Here is a 17,959-nt window from a genome sequence, read left to right as displayed (position 1 = left end):
CGGCCCACGGCCCGTACAGCGGTGACCGCCGCCGTGCGGAAGCCGCACCGGCCCCCGCACCGTCGCGGCCGTCGACCATGGCCGCCGACGCCGCCTGATTTGGGGTGTGAGATGTCAGAACGCCGTCCCGAGCCCGTCGGCCTGATGCCCGGCCAGCGGGGCCTGTGGTACGCCCACCGGTTCGATCCGGACAGCCCGATCCTCAACGTGGGCGAGTACCTGGACATCGCAGGCCCGCTCGACATCGCGCTGTTCGACGAGGCGCTGCGGCGGACCGTCCAGGAGGCGCAGGCGCTACGGCTGCGCTTCTCGGAGGACGACGGAGCGCTGACCGCGGCCGTCGATCCGTCTCTCCGGCACACCCCGCACCACATCGACCTCCGGGACCGGGAGGATCCGGGGGGCGCGGCCCTGGAGTGGATGCGGGCCGACCTCCGCAGACCGCGCGACCCGCTGACCGACCCGCTCGCCCGCTACGCCCTCTTCCGGGTGGACGACGACCGCTACCACTGGTACCAGGGGGGCCATCACCTCGTCAGCGACGGCTTCAGCCTCTTCCTCGTCGCGGGCCGCGTCGCGGACCTCTACACGCGGCTCGTCGAGGGCGTCGACGACCTCGGCAGCCCGTTCGAGCCGATCCAGGTCCTCCTGGACGCCGACGCCGCCTACCGCGGTTCGGCCGCGCTCCGAGCGGACCGCGAGCACTGGCGGAGCGTGCTCGCCGACCGTCCCGCGGGGGTCAGCCTCAGTGGACGGCCGCCGCGCGGGCCGGCCCGGGACGTCCGTCGGCACCTGCGGAATCTGCCGCCCGGTCACGCCGACCGGCTCCGTACGGCCGCGACCGCCCTGGGCTCCAGGCTGGCCGGGCTCGTCGTGGCGGCGACGGCACTGGGCGTGAGCCGCGCCACCGGGGAGACGGACGTGCTGCTCGGGATCGCCGTACCGGGGCGTGCGCCCGGCGCGGAGCGGCGGGTGCCCGGCATGACGGCCAACGTCGTGCCGCTGCGCGTCGCCGTGGACCCGGGCAGGTCGGTGGGGAGCCTGGTGGAGCAGTGCGCGCTGCGCGTCCAGGAGGCCGTGCGCCACCAGCGCTACCGGTACGAGGACCTGCTGCACGACGCCGGGCTGCGGCCCGGCGAGTCCCCGTGGTCGGTCTCCGTCAACGTCATGCCGTTCGACTACCGCATCAGCTTCGCCGGGGCGTCCGCCACCGCCCGCAACCTGTCGGCCGGCCCGTTCCAGGACCTGTCCGTCGCCGTGTGGGACATCTCCCACGACCGCAGCATCCAGTTCGCGGTCGACGCGGACCCCGAACTGTACGACGAGCAGCTGCACGCGTCCTGCGCGTCGCTGCTGCACGAGGCGATGGAATGGGTCACCGGCGCGTCGCCCGACACCCCCGTCGGGCGCGCCGACCTGCTGACCGGCGGCGTCCGGGCCCGCGTTCCGCGCACCCGGAACGAGCCGGCGTCACCCGTTGCGGAGACCACGCTGCCCCCGCTGCCCGCAGTCGGCGCGGCGTGCGATCCGGATGCCCCCGCGGTGGTCGTTCGCGACGCCCAGCTGTCCTACGGCGAGGTGGCGGCGCGGGTGAACCGGCTGGCCCGGTCCCTGATCAGCCGAGGCGCCGGGCCGGGCGGACGCGTGGCCCTGCTGCTCCCCCGGTCCGCACCGACCGTGGTGGCCGTCCTCGCGGTGCTCAAGTCCGGAGCCGCCTACCTGCCGATCGACCCGGCGCACCCCGACGACGGCGTCACCTACCTGCTGCGCGACACCCGGCCCGTGCTGGCCGTCACCACGGCCGAGTTCGCCGGGCGGCTGGCGGCCGCCTGGCCCGAGGGGTCCCTGCTCACCCTGGACGACCCGGCGGTCGCGGCCGAGGCGGCCGAGCGATCGGACGCGGAGGTGACCGACGCGGACCGGCTGTCGCCCCTGCTGCCCACCCACCCGGCGTACGTCCTGCACACGTCGGGGTCGACGGGACGCCCCAAGGGCGTCGTCGTCGAACACCGCGCCGTCGCCGCCTTCGTGCGTCACACCGTCCCCGCCTACGGCCTGGTCCCGCACGACCGGGTGCTGGCCGCCGCCTCGCTCACCTTCGACGCCTCCGTGCTCGAACTGCTCGTCACCCTGGCCGCCGGGGCGGCGGTGGTGCTGGCGGACGACGACGAACGCATCGACACGGAGGCGCTCCAGCGCCTCCTGGCGCGTCACCGGGTGACGGTGGCGCACCTGGCCCCCACGACCCTGCGCGCCCTGCGGCCCGAGGAACTGCCGGACCTGCGCCTGGTGACGGCCGGCGGTGACACGCTCGCGGGTGACCTCGTCCACCGCTGCGCCGCCGCGGGCATCCCGCTGCACAACGCCTACGGCCCGACCGAGACCACGGTCGAGGTGACCCGGAAGGTGTGCCTGCCCGGGCAGGCGGGAGAAGCACCACCGATCGGCCGCCCGGTGCCGGGCACCAGGACGTACGTGCTGGACCGCGCGCTGCGGCTGCTGCCCGTCGGAGCGGTCGGTGAACTCTACGTCGCCGGCGCCGCGCTGGCGCGCGGCTACCTCGGTCGCCCCGGTCAGACGGCCGCACGGTTCGTCGCGGACCCCTTCGGCCCACCGGGGGCGCGGATGTACCGGACGGGAGACCTGGCCCGCTGGACACCGGAAGGCGACCTGCTGTTCGTCGGACGGGCGGACAGCCAGGTCAAGGTGCGCGGCGTCCGCATCGAACCGGGCGAGGTGCAGGCGGCGCTGGCGCGCTGCGACGGCGTCGGGCAGGCTCTGGTGCGCGTGTGTGACGACGACCGTGGTGAGCGCCACCTGGCCGCGTACGTCGTTCCCCCGCCCGGCGCGACCGTCGACCCGGCGGCGGTACGCCGGCAGGCTGCGGAGTTCCTGCCGGCGCACCTCGTGCCCGCCGCCGTGGTCCCCCTGGAGTCGCTGCCCGTCACGGCGGAGGGCAAGGTCGACGTACGGGCCGAGCTGCCGAAGCCGTCGTTCGCTCCGGCCGGCGGGGGGAGGTCACCCGCCACCCCCGTCGAGGAGAGGCTGTGCGCCGTCTTCGCGGACGTGCTCGGCCTGTCCCACGTGGGCGTGGACGACAGCTTCTTCGCCCTGGGCGGTCACTCCCTGGCGGCCACCCGGCTGCTCAACCGCATCCGTGCCGTGCTCGGCCGGGAACTCGGCATCCGCGCGGTCTACGAAGCGCCGACCGTCGCCGAACTGGCGAAGTCGCTCGACGGGACGGGGCGGGCCCGCGTCGAACCGGCCACCCCGGCGGTGCGGCCCGACCGGATTCCGCTGTCGTACGCCCAGACGCGGCTGTGGTTCCTGCGGCAGCTCCAGGGCCCGGGCGCCACCTACAACCACCCGGTCGCCCTGCACCTGACGGGACGTCTGGACATCGCGGCGCTGCGGGCGGCGCTCACGGACGTGCTCGACCGGCACGAGGCGCTACGCACGGTCTTCCCCACCGTCGACGGGGAGCCGTACCAGCAGGTGCTCCCCGTCGACTCCGTGGCGCCGGCGCTGCGGGCACGACCCGTCGCGGCCGGGGAACTGGCCGACGTGCTGGCGCGCGCGGCCGTCGAGCCCTTCGACCTGGTGTCGGACATCCCGCTGCGCGCCCGCTTGTTCACGACCGGGGCGGACGAGCACGTGCTGCTGCTGGTGCTCCACCACATCGCGGGCGACGCCTGGTCCGAACAGCTGCTGCTGCGCGACCTGTCCACCGCGTACGCCGCACGGCATGCCGGCAAGGCTCCGCGGTGGGAGCCGTTGCCGCTGCAGTACGCCGACTTCACCCTGTGGCAGCGAGCCACGCTGGGCCGACGGGACGACCCGGACAGCCCCCTGGCGACCCAGCTCGACCGCTGGCGGAACGTCCTCGACGGCCTGCCGCAGGCCACCCCGTTGCCGACGGACCGGCCACGCCCGGGCACACCCTCCTACCGGGGCGGGACGGTGCCCCTGTACGTGCCGGAAGAACTGCGCCAGGCGCTGAACAAGCTCGCCCACGCACACGGCGCGAGTACCTTCATGGTGCTCCAGGCGGCTCTGGCCGTGCTGCTCTCCCGGCTCGGCGCGGGGGACGACGTACCCGTCGGCGCGCCGGTGGCCGGACGCACCGACGACGCGCTGGAGGATCTGGTCGGCTTCTTCGCCAACACCCTCGTCCTGCGTACCGACCTCTCCGGCGACCCCCCGTTCACCGAACTCCTCGGCCGGGTGCGGGAGAACTGCCTGCACGCCTACGCGCACCAGGACGTGCCGTTCGAGCTGCTGGTGGACGAACTCGCACCCGGCCGTTCCCTGGCCTGGCACCCGCTCTTCCAGGTGGTGCTGGCGCTGCGGAACACCCGCGCGGGTGAGCTGACCCTGCCGGACGTCGAGGTCCGCGCGGAGTTGGTGGAGACGCACACCTCCCCGTTCGACCTGGCCTTCGAGTTCGACGACCGGGACCGGGCCGACCGCGGTGCCGCGGGGCTCAGCGGGACGGTGCAGTACAACGCCGACCTGTTCGACCACGCCACCGTCGAGCGCCTGGCGGGTCGTCTGCTGCGGCTGCTGGACGGCGTGGCGCACGACCCCGCCCTGCCGGTGAGCCGGTACGAGCTGTGGGCCGCCGGCGAACGCGACCGTGTCGTCCGGCACTGGAACGACACCCGCCGCCCCGTCCCCGACGCGTCGCTGCCCGACCTGTTCGAGGCCCGTGCGGCGGAGACGCCGCAGCACCCCGCCGTGACCGCCCCCGACGGCACGCTGTCCTACGCCGAGCTGAACCGCAGGGCGAACCGGTTGGCCCGGCTGCTGACGGCGCGTGGTGTCGGCCCGGAGTCGGTGGTGGCCCTGGCGGTCCCGCGCTCGGTCGACCTGCCCGTCGCGCTGTGGGCGACGCTCAAGGCCGGCGCCGCCTACCTGCCACTGGACCCGCGGTACCCGGCCGAGCGGATCACCTTCCTCCTCGACGACGTGCGCCCGGCCGTCGTGGTGAGCACCGTCGCGACGGCTGCGGGGCTGCCGCCGGGAGGCCCCGAGCGCCTCCTCCTGGACGAGCCGGCCGTGGCCGCCGCGCTGGCCGCGCAGCCGGAGGGGAACCTGTCCGACGAGGAGCGCACCGCGCCGCTGGTCCGGGACAGCCCGGTGTACGTGATCCACACCTCGGGCTCCACCGGCACGCCCAAAGGCGTGGTGATGACGGCCGGGCCGCTGGTCAACCTGGTGCTGTGGCACGCCGAGTGGCTCGCCGCCGGAGACACCGGGCCCCGACGCGGCGCCGTCGCCCAGTTCTCCGCGATCAGCTTCGACGTCTCCGCCTGGGAGATCATCGAGACCCTGACCTCCGGCAAGACCCTGGCGGTGCCCGATGACGCGGTACGGCGGGACGCGGCGGCGTTCGTCCGCTGGCTCGACGAGCACCGGGTGGAGGAGGTGTGCGCGCCGAACGTGATGGTGGAGGCGATCTGCGAGGCAGCCCTGGAGCAGCGGCTGGACCTGCCCGCGCTCCGGGACCTCAGCCAGGGCGGTGAGGTGCTGCGGCTGACGCCCCGGGTGCGGGAGTTCGTCGCGGCCCGGCCGGGTCGGCGCCTGCACAACCTCTACGGCCCCACCGAGACCCACCTCGTCACCACGTTCACCCTTCCCGCGGCGCTGGAGCGGTGGCGGTCCGTCACCGCGCCGGTCGGCGGACCCATCGCCAACGCCCGGATGTACGTCCTGGACCGGCGGCTGCGACCCGTACCGCCCGGGGTGACCGGGGAGTTGTACATCGCCGGGGACGTCCTGGCCCGCGGCTACTGGGACCGGCCGGGACTGACCGCCCAGCGATTCGTCGCCGACCCGTTCGACGGGGCGGGAGCGCGCATGTACCGCACCGGCGACCTGGTGACGTGGACCCGTGACGGTCAGCTCTCCTACGTGGGCCGTACCGATGCCCAGGTCAAGGTGCGTGGCTTCCGGATCGAGCCGGCCGAGGTCGAGTCGGTGCTCGGCCGGCTCGACGACGTGGCCCAGGTGGCCGTCGCGGTACGGGAGGACGCCACCGGCGGGAAGCGGCTGGCCGCCTACGTCGTCCCGGCACGTGGCGCCCGTACCGACGGGGCCGCGCTGCGGGCCCACGCCGCCCGGGTACTGCCGGACTTCATGGTGCCGTCCGCCGTGGTGCTCGTGGACGCCCTGCCGCTGACCGTGAGCGGCAAGGTGCACCACAGTCGGCTCCCGGCGCCCGACTTCTCCCGGTCGGCCTCCGGGCGAGAACCCCGGACGGAACGTGAGAAGGCCCTCTGCGGGCTCTTCGCCGAGGTGCTGGGTCTCGACCGGGTCGGCACCGACGACTCCTTCTTCGACCTCGGCGGCCATTCCCTGCTGGCGACCCGCTTGGCGGGCCGCGTCCGGGCGGTCCTGGCCGTGGAGATGGAGGTGCGCACCCTGTTCGAGGCCCCGACGGTCGCGGGACTGGCGGAGCGACTGGAGAAGGCGCCGCGCTCGCGGCGGGCCGCGCTGCACCGCATGCCCCGACCGGACGGTCCCCGGTGACCGGCCCACCGAGCCCGCCCGCACCTCCACACGCCCTGACCACTCCAGGGAGAACCCGTGATCCCCTTGTCGTTCGCACAGTCCCGCGTCTGGTTCCTCAACCAGCTGGACGGCGGCGCCGGATACCGCATCCCGCTGGCGTACCGGCTGCACGGGGAACTGGACCACCGCGCGCTCCGCGAGGCGATCGCCGACGTGGTGGAGCGCCACGAGAGCCTCCGTACCGTCTTTCCCGAGGCCGACGGCCGACCCCACCAGGTCGTGCTCGACGCGGACTCCGCCCGGCCGCCGCTGCCGGTCGTCGTGTGCGGCGAGGCGGAGCTCGGCGGGGTGCTGCGTACGGCGGCCGGCCACGTCTTCGACCTCACCACGGAGATCCCCCTGCGCGCGCACCTCTTCCGGCTGGGCGAACGGGAGCACGTGCTGCTCGTCGTGTTGCACCACATCGCGGCGGACGGCTGGTCGCTCACCCCCCTGCTGGACGGGCTGGCTGCCGCCTACACGGCCCGCCGAGCGGGCCGCGCGCCGCACTGGGACCCGTTGCCGGTGCAGTACGCCGACTACACGCTGTGGCAGAACGAGCTCCTGGCGGCGGAGGACGACCCGAGAAGTCTGGTCGGCGAACAACTCGCCTACTGGCGGCGTCAGCTGGACGGACTTCCGGACTGCCTGGCCCTTCCCGCCGACCGGCCCCGGCCCCCGGTGGCCTCCCATCGGGGCGGCACGGCACCGGTCTCGCTCGGTCCGGACACCCACCGCCGCCTGCTGACTCTGGCGCGGCAGGAGAAGGCGAGCCTGTTCATGGCCCTCCAGACCGGTGTGGTCGCCCTGCTCACCCGGCTGGGCGCGGGCACCGACATCCCCGTCGGCTCGGCGATCGCCGGACGGACCGACGAGGCGCTGGACGGCCTCATCGGCATGTTCGTCAACACGTTGGTGCTCCGCACCGACGCCGGTGGCGATCCGACCTTCCGCGAACTCCTCGGGCGCGTCCGCGAAGTGGACCTGGACGCCTACGCCCACCAGGACCTGCCGTTCGAGCGGCTCGTGGACGTGCTGCGTCCCGAGCGGTCCGCCGCCCGGAACCCGCTGTTCCAGGTGATGCTCGTACTGGAGGACGCGACCGAGCGGACCCCGCGGCTGCCCGGTCTGACCGCCGTCGAGGAACCGGTGGACGGCGGCAGTGCCAAGTTCGACCTGGCCCTGCACCTGAGGGGGCGGGCGCCGAACGCGGGAACCGCCCCCGCCGGCCTGGACGGCAACCTGGACTACGCCCTCGACCTGTTCGACCCGCCGACCGCCGTCGCCCTCGTCACGTGGTGGACCCGGCTGCTGGAGGCGGCGGCAGCCGACCCCGACGTGCGGATCAGCCGCCTTCCCCTCCTCACGTCCGGCGAGCGGGCGCGGCTGCTCGCGAGCGGTACCGGCGCCCCGGTGCCCTCGGGCGAGGGCGCCGCCACGTTGCCCGGCCTCTTCGAGGAGCAGGCCGCCCGCACTCCCGACGCGCCCGCCGTGGTGGAGGGCGGTACGGCTGTCGGCTACCGGGAGCTGAACCGGCGGACGAATCGCCTGGCCCGTGCGCTGGCCGGGCGGGGCGTCGGGCCGGAGGACCTGGTCGCCATCGTGTTGCCGCGGTCGACGGACGCCCTCGCCGCGATGCTCGGGGTGCTCAAGGCCGGCGCCGCCTACGTCCCGGTGGACACCGAGCTGCCGCCCGCACGGATCGCCCTGATGCTGGAGGAGGCCGCGCCCCGCCTGCTGATAGGGGACGCCGGACTCGCCGGACGGATCGGCGTGGCGGACGTGCCCCTGCTCACCGTGGCCGATCTCCACCGGCTCAGCGCCCCGGGCCCGACCGCCCCGGACGCGGCCGAGGACGACCCGGCCGCCGTGGACCTGACCGACGCCGACCGCGTCCGGCCGCTGCTCCCCGACCACCCCGCCTACGTGATCCACACCTCCGGCTCCACCGGGCGCCCCAAGGGAGTCGTCGTGGAGCACGCTGCGCTCGGCGCCTACCTGCGCCGGGGCCGAGCCGTCTACCCGGGCGTGTCGGGCCTCAGTCTCGTCCACTCGTCGATCTCCTTCGACCTGACCGTCTCCGCCGTGTACCTCCCGCTCGTCAGCGGTGGCTGCCTGCACCTCACCGACCTGACCGCGACGGACCACAGCGGGACGCCCCGGCCCGCGCTGCTGCAGATCACTCCCAGCCACCTGGAACTGCTGGAGTCGCTGCCGCACGACCTTTCCCCCACCGAGGGCCTGCTCGTCGGCGGGGAGCCTCTGCGGGGCCGGACCGTGGAGCGCTGGCGCCTGCGGCATCCGGACGCGGTGATCCGCAACATCTACGGACCGACCGAGACGACCGTCAGCTGCGCGGAGTTCGCGCTCCCCCTCGGGGCACCGGTCCCCGACGGCCCGGTACCGATCGGCGGGCCGTGTCCCGGCGCCCGGTTGTACGTGCTGGACGGGGTGCTCGGCCTCGTTCCGCAGGGTGTGGTGGGCGAGCTGTACGTCGCGGGTACCGGTGTCGCCCGCGGATACCTGCGGCAGCCGGGCCTGACCGCGGAACGCTTCCTGGCGGACCCGTACGGGCCGCCCGGGTCCCGCATGTACCGGACGGGGGACCTGGTGCGCCGGCTGCCGAGGGGAGGGCTGGAGTTCGTCGGGCGGGCGGACGGGCAGGTCAAGATCAGGGGGCACCGGATCGAACTCGGCGAGGTGGAGTCCGCGTTGCTGGGCCACCGGCAGGTCGCGGCGAGTGCGGCGGTGGTGCACGAGCCCGCCCCCGGCGACCGCCGGATCGTCGGCTACGTCGTCCCCGGGGAGGGCTTGCCCGAGGAGCTGGACCTGGCCGACGTGCGCACGTCCGTCGCCCGACGTCTGCCGGCGGCGATGGTGCCGTCGGCCGTCCTGGCGGTCGGCAGACTGCCGCTCACCACGAACGGCAAACTCGACCGGGCCGCACTGCCGCTGCCGGAGTCCAGCGCCCGGCCTCCTGGGCGACGGGCTCCGCGCACTCCCGCCGAGACGGCGCTGTGCGGCGTCTTCGCCGAGGTGCTGGGGGTGCGGGAGGTCGGCGCCGAGGACAACTTCTTCGAACTGGGCGGCCACTCCCTCCTGGTGCCCCGCCTGATCCGCTCGGCCCGGCAGGCGGTCGGCATCGACGTCTCGACGCAGCAGGTCTTCCTGGAGCCGACGGTGGCCGGACTGCTCCGGGAACAGCCCAGTGCGCGCGGCCCACTCGACCCGCTGGTGCGGCTGCGCGCCGGCGGCGACGGCAGCCCTCTGTGGTGCCTCCACCCCGGGAGCGGGCTGGGGTGGAGCTACACCGGACTGCTCCCGCACGTGCCGGCGGAGCATCCGGTGTACGCCGTCCAGGCCCGCGGTCTCGACGGCCGGGGCCGGCTCGCGACGAGCTTCGGCGCGCTGGTGTCCGACTACTGCTCCCTCATCACCGCCGAACAACCCCAGGGGCCGTACCTGCTGACCGGCTGGTCCTTCGGCGGCACCGCCGCACACGCCGTCGCCGCACGGCTGCGCGACTCGGGCCACCGCGTCGCCCTGCTGGCAGCCATCGACGCGTGGCCGGCCGGCGGTCCGCAGGAGGCCACCTCCGGACCACCGGACGTCCGCGCCGTGGCCTTCGACGGCGGGGACGCACCCGCCGGGCTGGAGGGGGAGCTGATCGACGTGCTCCTGGCCGTCACGGAGAACACCGTGCGTCTGCTCGACGAACCCGACGTGGACACACCGGTGTTCGACGGTTCGCTGCTGCTCTTCGAGGCCACGCCCGACGGCCGGGGCGCCGGAGCGGCGAAGCTGTGGCGTCCCTACGTCACCGGCGGGATCCGGACCGTCCCGGTGGCCGGTGAGCACCTGCGCCTGATGCGACCCGAGGGGCTCGCCGTGATCGGCCCCGCCCTGCGGGACGCCCTGAGCTCCCCGACCCGCGAGCCCGCCGGGTGAGGACCGAGGACTCCGGCGACCCGGCCTCGGCGGAGCGCCGCCGCGGGTGAGCGCGGGGGGCGTGCCGCTGCCACGGTCCCGAAGACGCCGCCGCACCCCTGCCCGACCGGACAGGGCGCAGGTCGAGCGAGGCGCGGCGGCGTGCCTGGCGGGGGTCAGATGTCGCGGAAGATCTCGATCTGGGCGCCGACGGAGTTGAGGCGGGTGGCGAGGTCCTCGTAGCCGCGGTTGATGACGTAGACGTTGCGCAGCACGGACGTGCCCTCGGCGGCCATCATGGCGAGCAGGACGACCACGGCGGGGCGCAGGGCGGGCGGGCACATCATCTCGGAGGCGCGCCAGCGGGTGGGGCCCTCGACGAGGACCCGGTGCGGGTCGAGGAGTTGGAGGCGCCCGCCGAGGCGGTTGAGGTCGGTGAGGTAGATGGCCCGGTTGTCGTAGACCCAGTCGTGGATGAGGGTCGAGCCGTGCGCGCTGGCCGCGATGGCGGCGAAGAACGGCACGTTGTCGATGTTGAGGCCGGGGAACGGCATGGGGTGGATCTTGTCGATGGGCGCCTCCAGTTTCGAGGGCCGCACGGTGAGGTCGACCAGGCGGGTGCGGCCGTTGTCGGCGGCGTACTCCGCGCTGCGATCGTGGTCCAGGCCCATCTCCTCCAGGACGGCCAGTTCGATGTCCAGGAACTCGGCGGGCACCCGGCGCACCGTCAGCTCCGAGCCGGTGACGACGGCGGCCGTCAGCAGGCTCATGGCCTCGACCGGGTCCTCGGAGGGGGAGTAGTCGACGTCGACGTCGATGTGCGGGACACCGTGGACGGTCAGCGTGGTCGTGCCGACGCCCTCGACGGTGACGCCGAGCAGTTCCAGGAAGAAGCACAGGTCCTGGACCATGTAGTTGGACGAGGCGTTGCGGATGACGGTGGTCCCGTCGTGCCGGGCCGCCGCGAGCAGGGCGTTCTCCGTGACGGTGTCGCCGCGTTCGGTCAGGGTGATGGGACGTCCCGGGGTGACGGAGCGGTCCACGACGGCGTGGTAGACGCCGTCGGTGGCCGTCACGGAGAGGCCGAAGCGGCGCAGCGCCTGCATGTGGGGTTCCACGGACCGGGTGCCGAGGTCGCAGCCGCCCGCGTAGGGGATGCGGAAGCGGTCCATGCGGTGCAGCAGCGGGCCGAGGAACATGATGATCGACCGGGTGCGGCGGCCGGCCTCCTGGTCCATGGCGTCCAGGTCCAGCTCGGCCGGGGGGACGATCTCCAGGTCGAGGCCGTCGTTGATCCAGCGGGTGCGGACGCCGACGGAGTTCAGCACCTCCAGGAGGCGGAAGACCTCCTCGATGCGGGCGACGCGGCGCAGCACCGTGCGGCCGGAGTTCAGCAGGGAGGCGCACAGCAGCGCCACGCAGGCGTTCTTGCTGGTCTTGACGTCGATCGCGCCGGAGAGCCGGCGTCCGCCGACGACGCGCAGGTGCATCGGACCCGAGTAGCCCAACGATACGATCTCGCTGTCCAGGGCCTCACCGATGCGGGCGATCATATCAAGGCTGATGTTCTGGTGTCCGCGTTCGATGCGGTTGACCGCGCTCTGGCTGGTGCCGAGCGCCTGCCCCAGGTTCGCCTGTGACCAGCCGCGATGCTGACGTGCGTCCCTGATGAGCTGTCCGATCCGGACGAGGTAGTCATCGGTCATGTGACCGAGGCTAACTCATATATGAGATACCCGCGCGTCGGGGAGGGAGGGCGGAGAGGGGGTACCCGGCGGGGACCGGTTCAACCGGACGCCCGGGGGTGCCGGAGTCGGGCCGGGTCGGGCATGACCCGGCGACCGGCGATGTACTAGAGTTATCTCGACATCGAGATATCTGACCGGGGACGCGCCGCCGTCCGTCCACCGCCAATAACTTAGGCAACCCTAACTTAGGGGAGCCTCAGCGATCGGGCAAGCACCCGGGGGCGGGAGCATGGCGGTGATACCACGCGAATTCATGCACTGAAGGAGACTGTCGTGTCGGCGAACACCTTCGACGCTCGCAGCACGCTGCAGGTGGGCGACGAGTCGTACGAGATCTTCCGGCTGGACAAGGTCGAGGGCGCGGCACGCCTCCCTTACAGCCTGAAGGTGCTGCTGGAGAACCTGCTCCGCACCGAGGACGGCGCCAACATCACCGCCGACCACATCCGGGCGGTGGGCGGCTGGGACTCCCAGGCGCAGCCGAGCCAGGAGATCCAGTTCACCCCGGCCCGCGTCATCATGCAGGACTTCACCGGCGTGCCCTGCGTGGTCGACCTCGCCACCATGCGCGAGGCCGTGCGGGAGCTGGGCGGCGACCCGGCGCGCATCAACCCGCTGGCGCCGGCCGAGCTGGTCATCGACCACTCCGTCATCGCCGACAAGTTCGGCACCCCCGACTCCTTCGTGCAGAACGTGGAGCTGGAGTACGGCCGCAACAAGGAGCGCTACCAGTTCCTGCGCTGGGGCCAGACCGCCTTCGACGAGTTCAAGGTCGTCCCGCCCGGCACCGGCATCGTCCACCAGGTGAACATCGAGCACCTGGCCCGCACGGTCATGGTGCGGAACGGCCAGGCCTACCCCGACACCCTCGTCGGCACCGACTCCCACACCACCATGGTCAACGGCCTCGGCGTGCTCGGCTGGGGCGTCGGCGGCATCGAGGCCGAGGCCGCGATGCTCGGCCAGCCGGTGTCGATGCTCATCCCGCGCGTCGTCGGCTTCAAGCTCACCGGCGAGCTGCCCACCGGCACCACCGCCACCGACCTGGTGCTGACGATCACCGAGATGCTGCGTGAGCACGGCGTCGTCGGCAAGTTCGTCGAGTTCTACGGCGAGGGCGTCAGCTCCATCCCGCTCGCCAACCGCGCCACCATCGGCAACATGTCGCCCGAGTTCGGCTCGACGGCCGCGATGTTCCCGATCGACGCCGAGACGATCAACTACCTGCGCCTGACCGGCCGCGACGACCAGCAGCTCGCGCTGGTCGAGGCGTACGCCAAGGAGCAGGGCCTGTGGCTGGACCCGGCCGCCGAGCCGGACTTCTCCGAGAAGCTGGAGCTCAACCTCGCCACCGTCGTGCCGTCCATCGCGGGCCCCAAGCGTCCGCAGGACCGCATCGCGCTGTCCAACGCCAAGGAGCAGTTCCGCGCCGACCTCCCGAAGTACGCGGGTGAGGGCGCCGGCACCGCCTCCGCGCCGAAGTCGCCGGTGGACGAGGCCAGCGACGAGTCGTTCCCGGCCAGCGACGCCCCGGCGTACGCCAGCGGGGAGAACGGCAACGGCAAGCCGCAGCACACCGCCGCCGGAGGCGCCCAGGGCCGTCTCAGCAACCCGGTGCAGGTCACCGGCGAGGACGGCGTCGTCTACGAGCTGGACCACGGCGCCGTCACCGTCGCGGCCATCACCTCCTGCACCAACACCTCCAACCCGTCCGTCATGGTCGGCGCGGCGCTGCTGGCGAAGAAGGCCGTCGAACGCGGCCTGACCCGCAAGCCGTGGGTAAAGACGACGCTGGCGCCCGGCTCCAAGGTCGTCATGGACTACTACGACCGCGCGGGCCTGACCCCGTACCTCGACAAGATGGGCTTCAACCTCGTCGGGTACGGCTGCACGACCTGCATCGGCAACTCGGGCCCGCTGCCCGACGAGGTCTCGCAGGCGGTCAACGACAACGACCTCGCCGTCGTGTCCGTCCTCTCCGGCAACCGGAACTTCGAGGGCCGCATCAACCCCGACGTCAAGATGAACTACCTGGCCTCGCCCCCGCTGGTCGTGGCCTACGCCATCGCCGGCTCGATGGACATCGACATCACCACCGAGCCGCTGACCACGGACGCCGAGGGCAAGCCGGTCTTCCTCAAGGACATCTGGCCCACCGAGGCCGAGGTCGAGGAGGTCGTCGCCTCCGCGATCGGCCAGGAGATGTTCGGCCGCAGCTACGCCGACGTCTTCGCCGGTGACGCCCAGTGGCAGTCGCTGCCCATTCCCACGGGCAACACCTTCGAGTGGGACGCCGAGTCCACCTACGTCCGCAAGCCCCCGTACTTCGAGGGCATGGGGATGGACCCGGAGCCCGTCACCGACATCTCCGGCGCGCGGGTGCTCGCCAAGCTGGGCGACTCGGTCACCACCGACCACATCTCGCCGGCCGGCGCCATCAAGGCCGACACCCCGGCGGGCCAGTACCTCACCGAGCACGGTGTGCAGCGCCGTGACTTCAACAGCTACGGCTCGCGCCGGGGCAACCACGAGGTCATGATCCGCGGCACGTTCGCCAACATCCGGCTGCGCAACCAGATCGCGCCGGGCACCGAGGGCGGCTACACCCGCGACTTCACCCAGGGCGGTTCCGCGTCCGAGGCCCCGGTGTCGTTCATCTACGACGCCAGCCAGAACTACCAGTCGGCCGGCATCCCGCTCGTCGTGCTGGCGGGCAAGGAGTACGGTTCCGGCTCCTCCCGGGACTGGGCGGCCAAGGGCACCGCGCTGCTCGGCGTCCGCGCCGTGATCGCCGAGTCCTACGAGCGCATCCACCGCTCGAACCTCATCGGCATGGGCGTCCTCCCGCTCCAGTTCCCGGAGGGGAGCAGCGCCGAATCCCTCGGGCTGACCGGTGAGGAGACGTTCGCGATCTCCGGTATCACCGCCCTCAACGACGGCGGCATCCCCGAGACGGTGAAGGTGGCCACCGACGCCGGTGTCGAGTTCGACGCGAAGGTCCGCATCGACACCCCGGGCGAGGCCGACTACTACCGCAACGGCGGCATCATGCAGTACGTGCTGCGCGAACTCGTTCGGTAGTTGCGCTGAGGTGAACGAGCGCCCCGCCCCGGCACCTCGCGCAGCGGGCGGGGCGCTCGCGCGCGACGGGCGGAAGACGTGCCCGCGAGCATGACCCCACGCGATCTGTTCGCAGAGCGGAGCTGCGCATCCTACGACGAAGAACCCCGCACCTGGTACAGGTGCGGGGTTCTTCCGTCCTTGAGGCCCATCCCCACGTACGGGGAACGTCTTCGCTCAGCGCGCGATGCAGTGAGAACCCGACAGTTTCCATGGGACGGGACAACACGAGCTGTGGGTGCGCATCTTGCCGCGCCCGTTTCCGGACATACAACGCTGTGAACGCGTCACGTTTCGTCCTGTAGCCATGAAGGTGAGGGGACGAACGGAGTAGTTGGGCCTCGTTGCTGCAGAGCCGCAGAGATGAGGGTGATCTTGGACGTTCTTCAGCCTGCACGACGAGCACATGCCCAGCCGCGTACCCAGCCTCCACTTCACTGTCTCCATCAACGGCACGTGGAACGTGGACGACAGCTCCCCGATCCACAGTACGTGCTTCGCCGGATGCGGTTCAGCGGCCTTGACGGGCTCGGCCTCGGTCACATTGACGCCGGTCATCAACGCATCTTCTTTGATCAGAAGTTACACCGATCGTTCTCCAGTCCCGACAGTGGGTGAGGGAGGTCTGCTCGGGCACTTCGGCTGTTGTCCGGTTCTTCCGGGCGCTGATGCCCCGTCGCCTTCACGAGGGTTCCTGTGCGGGTGGCGGTGTGCTGTCGAGCAGGGAGAGGTCTTGCGGTGTCAGGGTCAGCTTCGCCGCCGAGATGTTGGACCGCATGTAGACCAGGCGTGTGGTGCCGGGGATGGGGATGACGTGATCGCCCTGGGCGAGCAGCCAGGCGAGGGCGACCTGGGACTCGGTGGCGTCGTGCCGCTTGGCGACCTCGCGTAACGGGGTGAGTATCCGATGGTTCCCGGCGCGGGCGGCGGAGGTGAACCAGGGGTGACGGGTACGGAGGTCTCCGGGTGCGAAAGAGGTGTCCGGGGTGATCGTGCCGGTGAGGAATCCTCGCCCCAAGGGTGAGAAGGGTACGAACAGGGCGCCGTTGCGAGCGCACCAGTCCACGACGTCCTCTCCGTGCCGCCGGCCGCCGAGGGGTGCTCGGGACCAGAGCGAGAGTTCGGACTGGATGGCAGCGACGGGGTGGATGCGATGCGCGCGCTCGGCATCCCGGACGTGCACGTCGGAGAGGCCGAGGTGACGGATCATTCCGTCCTTCACCATCGAGGCGAGCGCACCCCAGCTCTCCTCCAGCGGGACGGCAGGGTCGACGCGGTGCAGATAGCAGAGATCCACGCTGCCGCTCCGCAGCCGGCGCAGGCTTGCCTCCACCGCCGCACGGAGGTGCGTCGGCCTGCCATCGCAGTGCCACGTCAAAGTGGCCAGGTCGTCCACCACCATGCCGACCTTGGTCGCGATGAGGACCTCGGAGCGACGGTGGCCGAGGGCCTGCCCGATCAGCTGCTCGTTGTGGCCTTGTCCGTAGACGTCGGCGGTGTCCAGGAGGCCGACGCCGAGGTCCACGGCCGCGTTCAGCAGGGAGGCCCAGGCTTGGTCGTCGAGGTCCGGCCGGGCGTACATCCAGGGGCTGAGCCCGGCACAGCCCAGACCCACGGCTCCGATCCTTCGCCCGTCCGGCCGGAAGAGCCTGGTCTCCAGGGTATGACTGCTTCGTGCCTGCTCCGCCAAGGTGATAAAGCCCCCCATGTCGTTCCGAAGCGAACTGGATCACTCTACGGACCGGAGGGGAACGCCCGAAAGCTCTTCCCCGCCAATTCACAGATCCTGGGGAGCCGTCGCGGAGCGTTACCCAGATGTTCGATTGCGAGGGACTGAGCGACTCTGTCGGGGATCTTGAGTGTGACCTCATGTGCCTTGTCGCCACGAGCATTCCCAGCTCAGGCCGTGGGTGTTGAGGTATTGCTGGAAGGTCGTCGGGGAGCGGGAGCGGGAGCGGGAGCGGTGGGGGTGTCGCGTTGTGTGTGAGGCGAGGCGTTCGATGTTGATGGCGATGCCGGTCAGGATGTGCTGTACGTGTGTGTTGCGGTGGCCGTGGTAGCGGCTGCGTCGGGCCTGGTGTCCGCCGGTGAACTCGCAGATGGTGCCTTCGACGCCGGATCGGGTGGCGTAGAGCCGTTTCCGCTGGGTGTCTTGCTGGTCTGTGCGGTTCCGTGCCTGGAGCTCGTGGAGGGTCGGGGGAGGAAGTTCACGGTGCGGGCGGCGGTGCCGCGGGTGCAGGCAGACCGGTCGGAACACGGGTTGCACTGGTGTGGGCGGAACCGGGCGACGGTGTAGGGAGCCATGGCCGGTGGTTCGATCCAGATGTGGCTGGTTTTGCCGTTGGGGCAGGTGACCTGGCGCTGGTCGAAGTCGATGGTGACGTCGTCCCGGGTGAAGCCGGACTGTTCCTTGCTCTGCCATGCTCCGCCGGCCTTGACCGGGCCGACGAGTTCGATCTCGTGGTCGCGGAGGGAGCGGTGCGGCAGCGCGACGGAGAGGTAGCCGCCGTCGAGCAGGTGCTGCCGGGGCAGCAGCCGGCGGTGGCGGGTGTGGATGCGGGGCAGGGCCTCGGTCTCCCGGGTCGGCTTGGTGGTGGCGATGTCCGTGATCG

5 protein-coding genes and 1 pseudogene are annotated in these 17,959 nt (G+C 72.2%); 3 read left to right on the top strand and 3 right to left on the bottom strand.

The window, feature by feature from the left end:
- Positions 1 to 111: 111 nt before the first annotated feature.
- A complete protein-coding gene (locus IF129_RS07640) occupies positions 112 to 6,531 on the top strand; it encodes a non-ribosomal peptide synthetase (RefSeq protein ID WP_191208711.1) in 6,420 nt (2,139 codons plus the stop codon).
- A 57-nt stretch (positions 6,532 to 6,588) separates the two neighbouring features.
- Positions 6,589 to 10,500 (top strand): non-ribosomal peptide synthetase, encoded by a 3,912-nt coding sequence (locus IF129_RS07635; protein WP_191208710.1) that lies wholly within the window; start codon positions 6,589 to 6,591, stop codon positions 10,498 to 10,500.
- A gap of 155 nt (positions 10,501 to 10,655) precedes the next feature.
- Here the strand turns inward: IF129_RS07635 and IF129_RS07630 are convergent, their stop codons facing one another.
- Positions 10,656 to 12,185 carry a UDP-N-acetylglucosamine 1-carboxyvinyltransferase gene (locus tag IF129_RS07630; RefSeq protein WP_191208709.1) on the bottom strand — a complete coding sequence of 510 codons (1,530 nt, stop codon included), beginning with the start codon at positions 12,183 to 12,185 and terminating at the stop codon, positions 10,656 to 10,658.
- Positions 12,186 to 12,500: 315 nt separating this feature from the next.
- Here IF129_RS07630 and IF129_RS07625 point away from each other — a divergent pair, with 315 nt between their 5' ends.
- On the top strand, positions 12,501 to 15,308 hold the full coding sequence (locus IF129_RS07625; RefSeq protein ID WP_191208708.1) for an aconitate hydratase: 2,808 nt from the start codon (positions 12,501 to 12,503) through the stop codon (positions 15,306 to 15,308).
- A 721-nt stretch (positions 15,309 to 16,029) separates the two neighbouring features.
- Here the strand turns inward: IF129_RS07625 and IF129_RS07620 are convergent.
- Together IF129_RS07620 and IF129_RS27065 are read right to left on the bottom strand one after the other, a co-directional pair.
- On the bottom strand, positions 16,030 to 16,962 hold the full coding sequence (locus tag IF129_RS07620) for an aldo/keto reductase (protein ID WP_318153608.1): 933 nt from the start codon (positions 16,960 to 16,962) through the stop codon (positions 16,030 to 16,032).
- Positions 16,963 to 17,214: 252 nt separating this feature from the next.
- Positions 17,215 to 17,651, bottom strand: a pseudogene (locus IF129_RS27065) (transposase).
- Positions 17,652 to 17,959 lie beyond the last annotated feature (308 nt).

The sequence above is a fragment of the Streptomyces chumphonensis genome, assembly GCF_014779715.1.
Lineage (GTDB): Bacteria > Actinomycetota > Actinomycetes > Streptomycetales > Streptomycetaceae > Streptomyces > Streptomyces chumphonensis.
The sequence above is the reverse complement of the archived record's forward strand: the minus strand, read 5'-3'. Positions and strand labels throughout refer to the sequence as shown.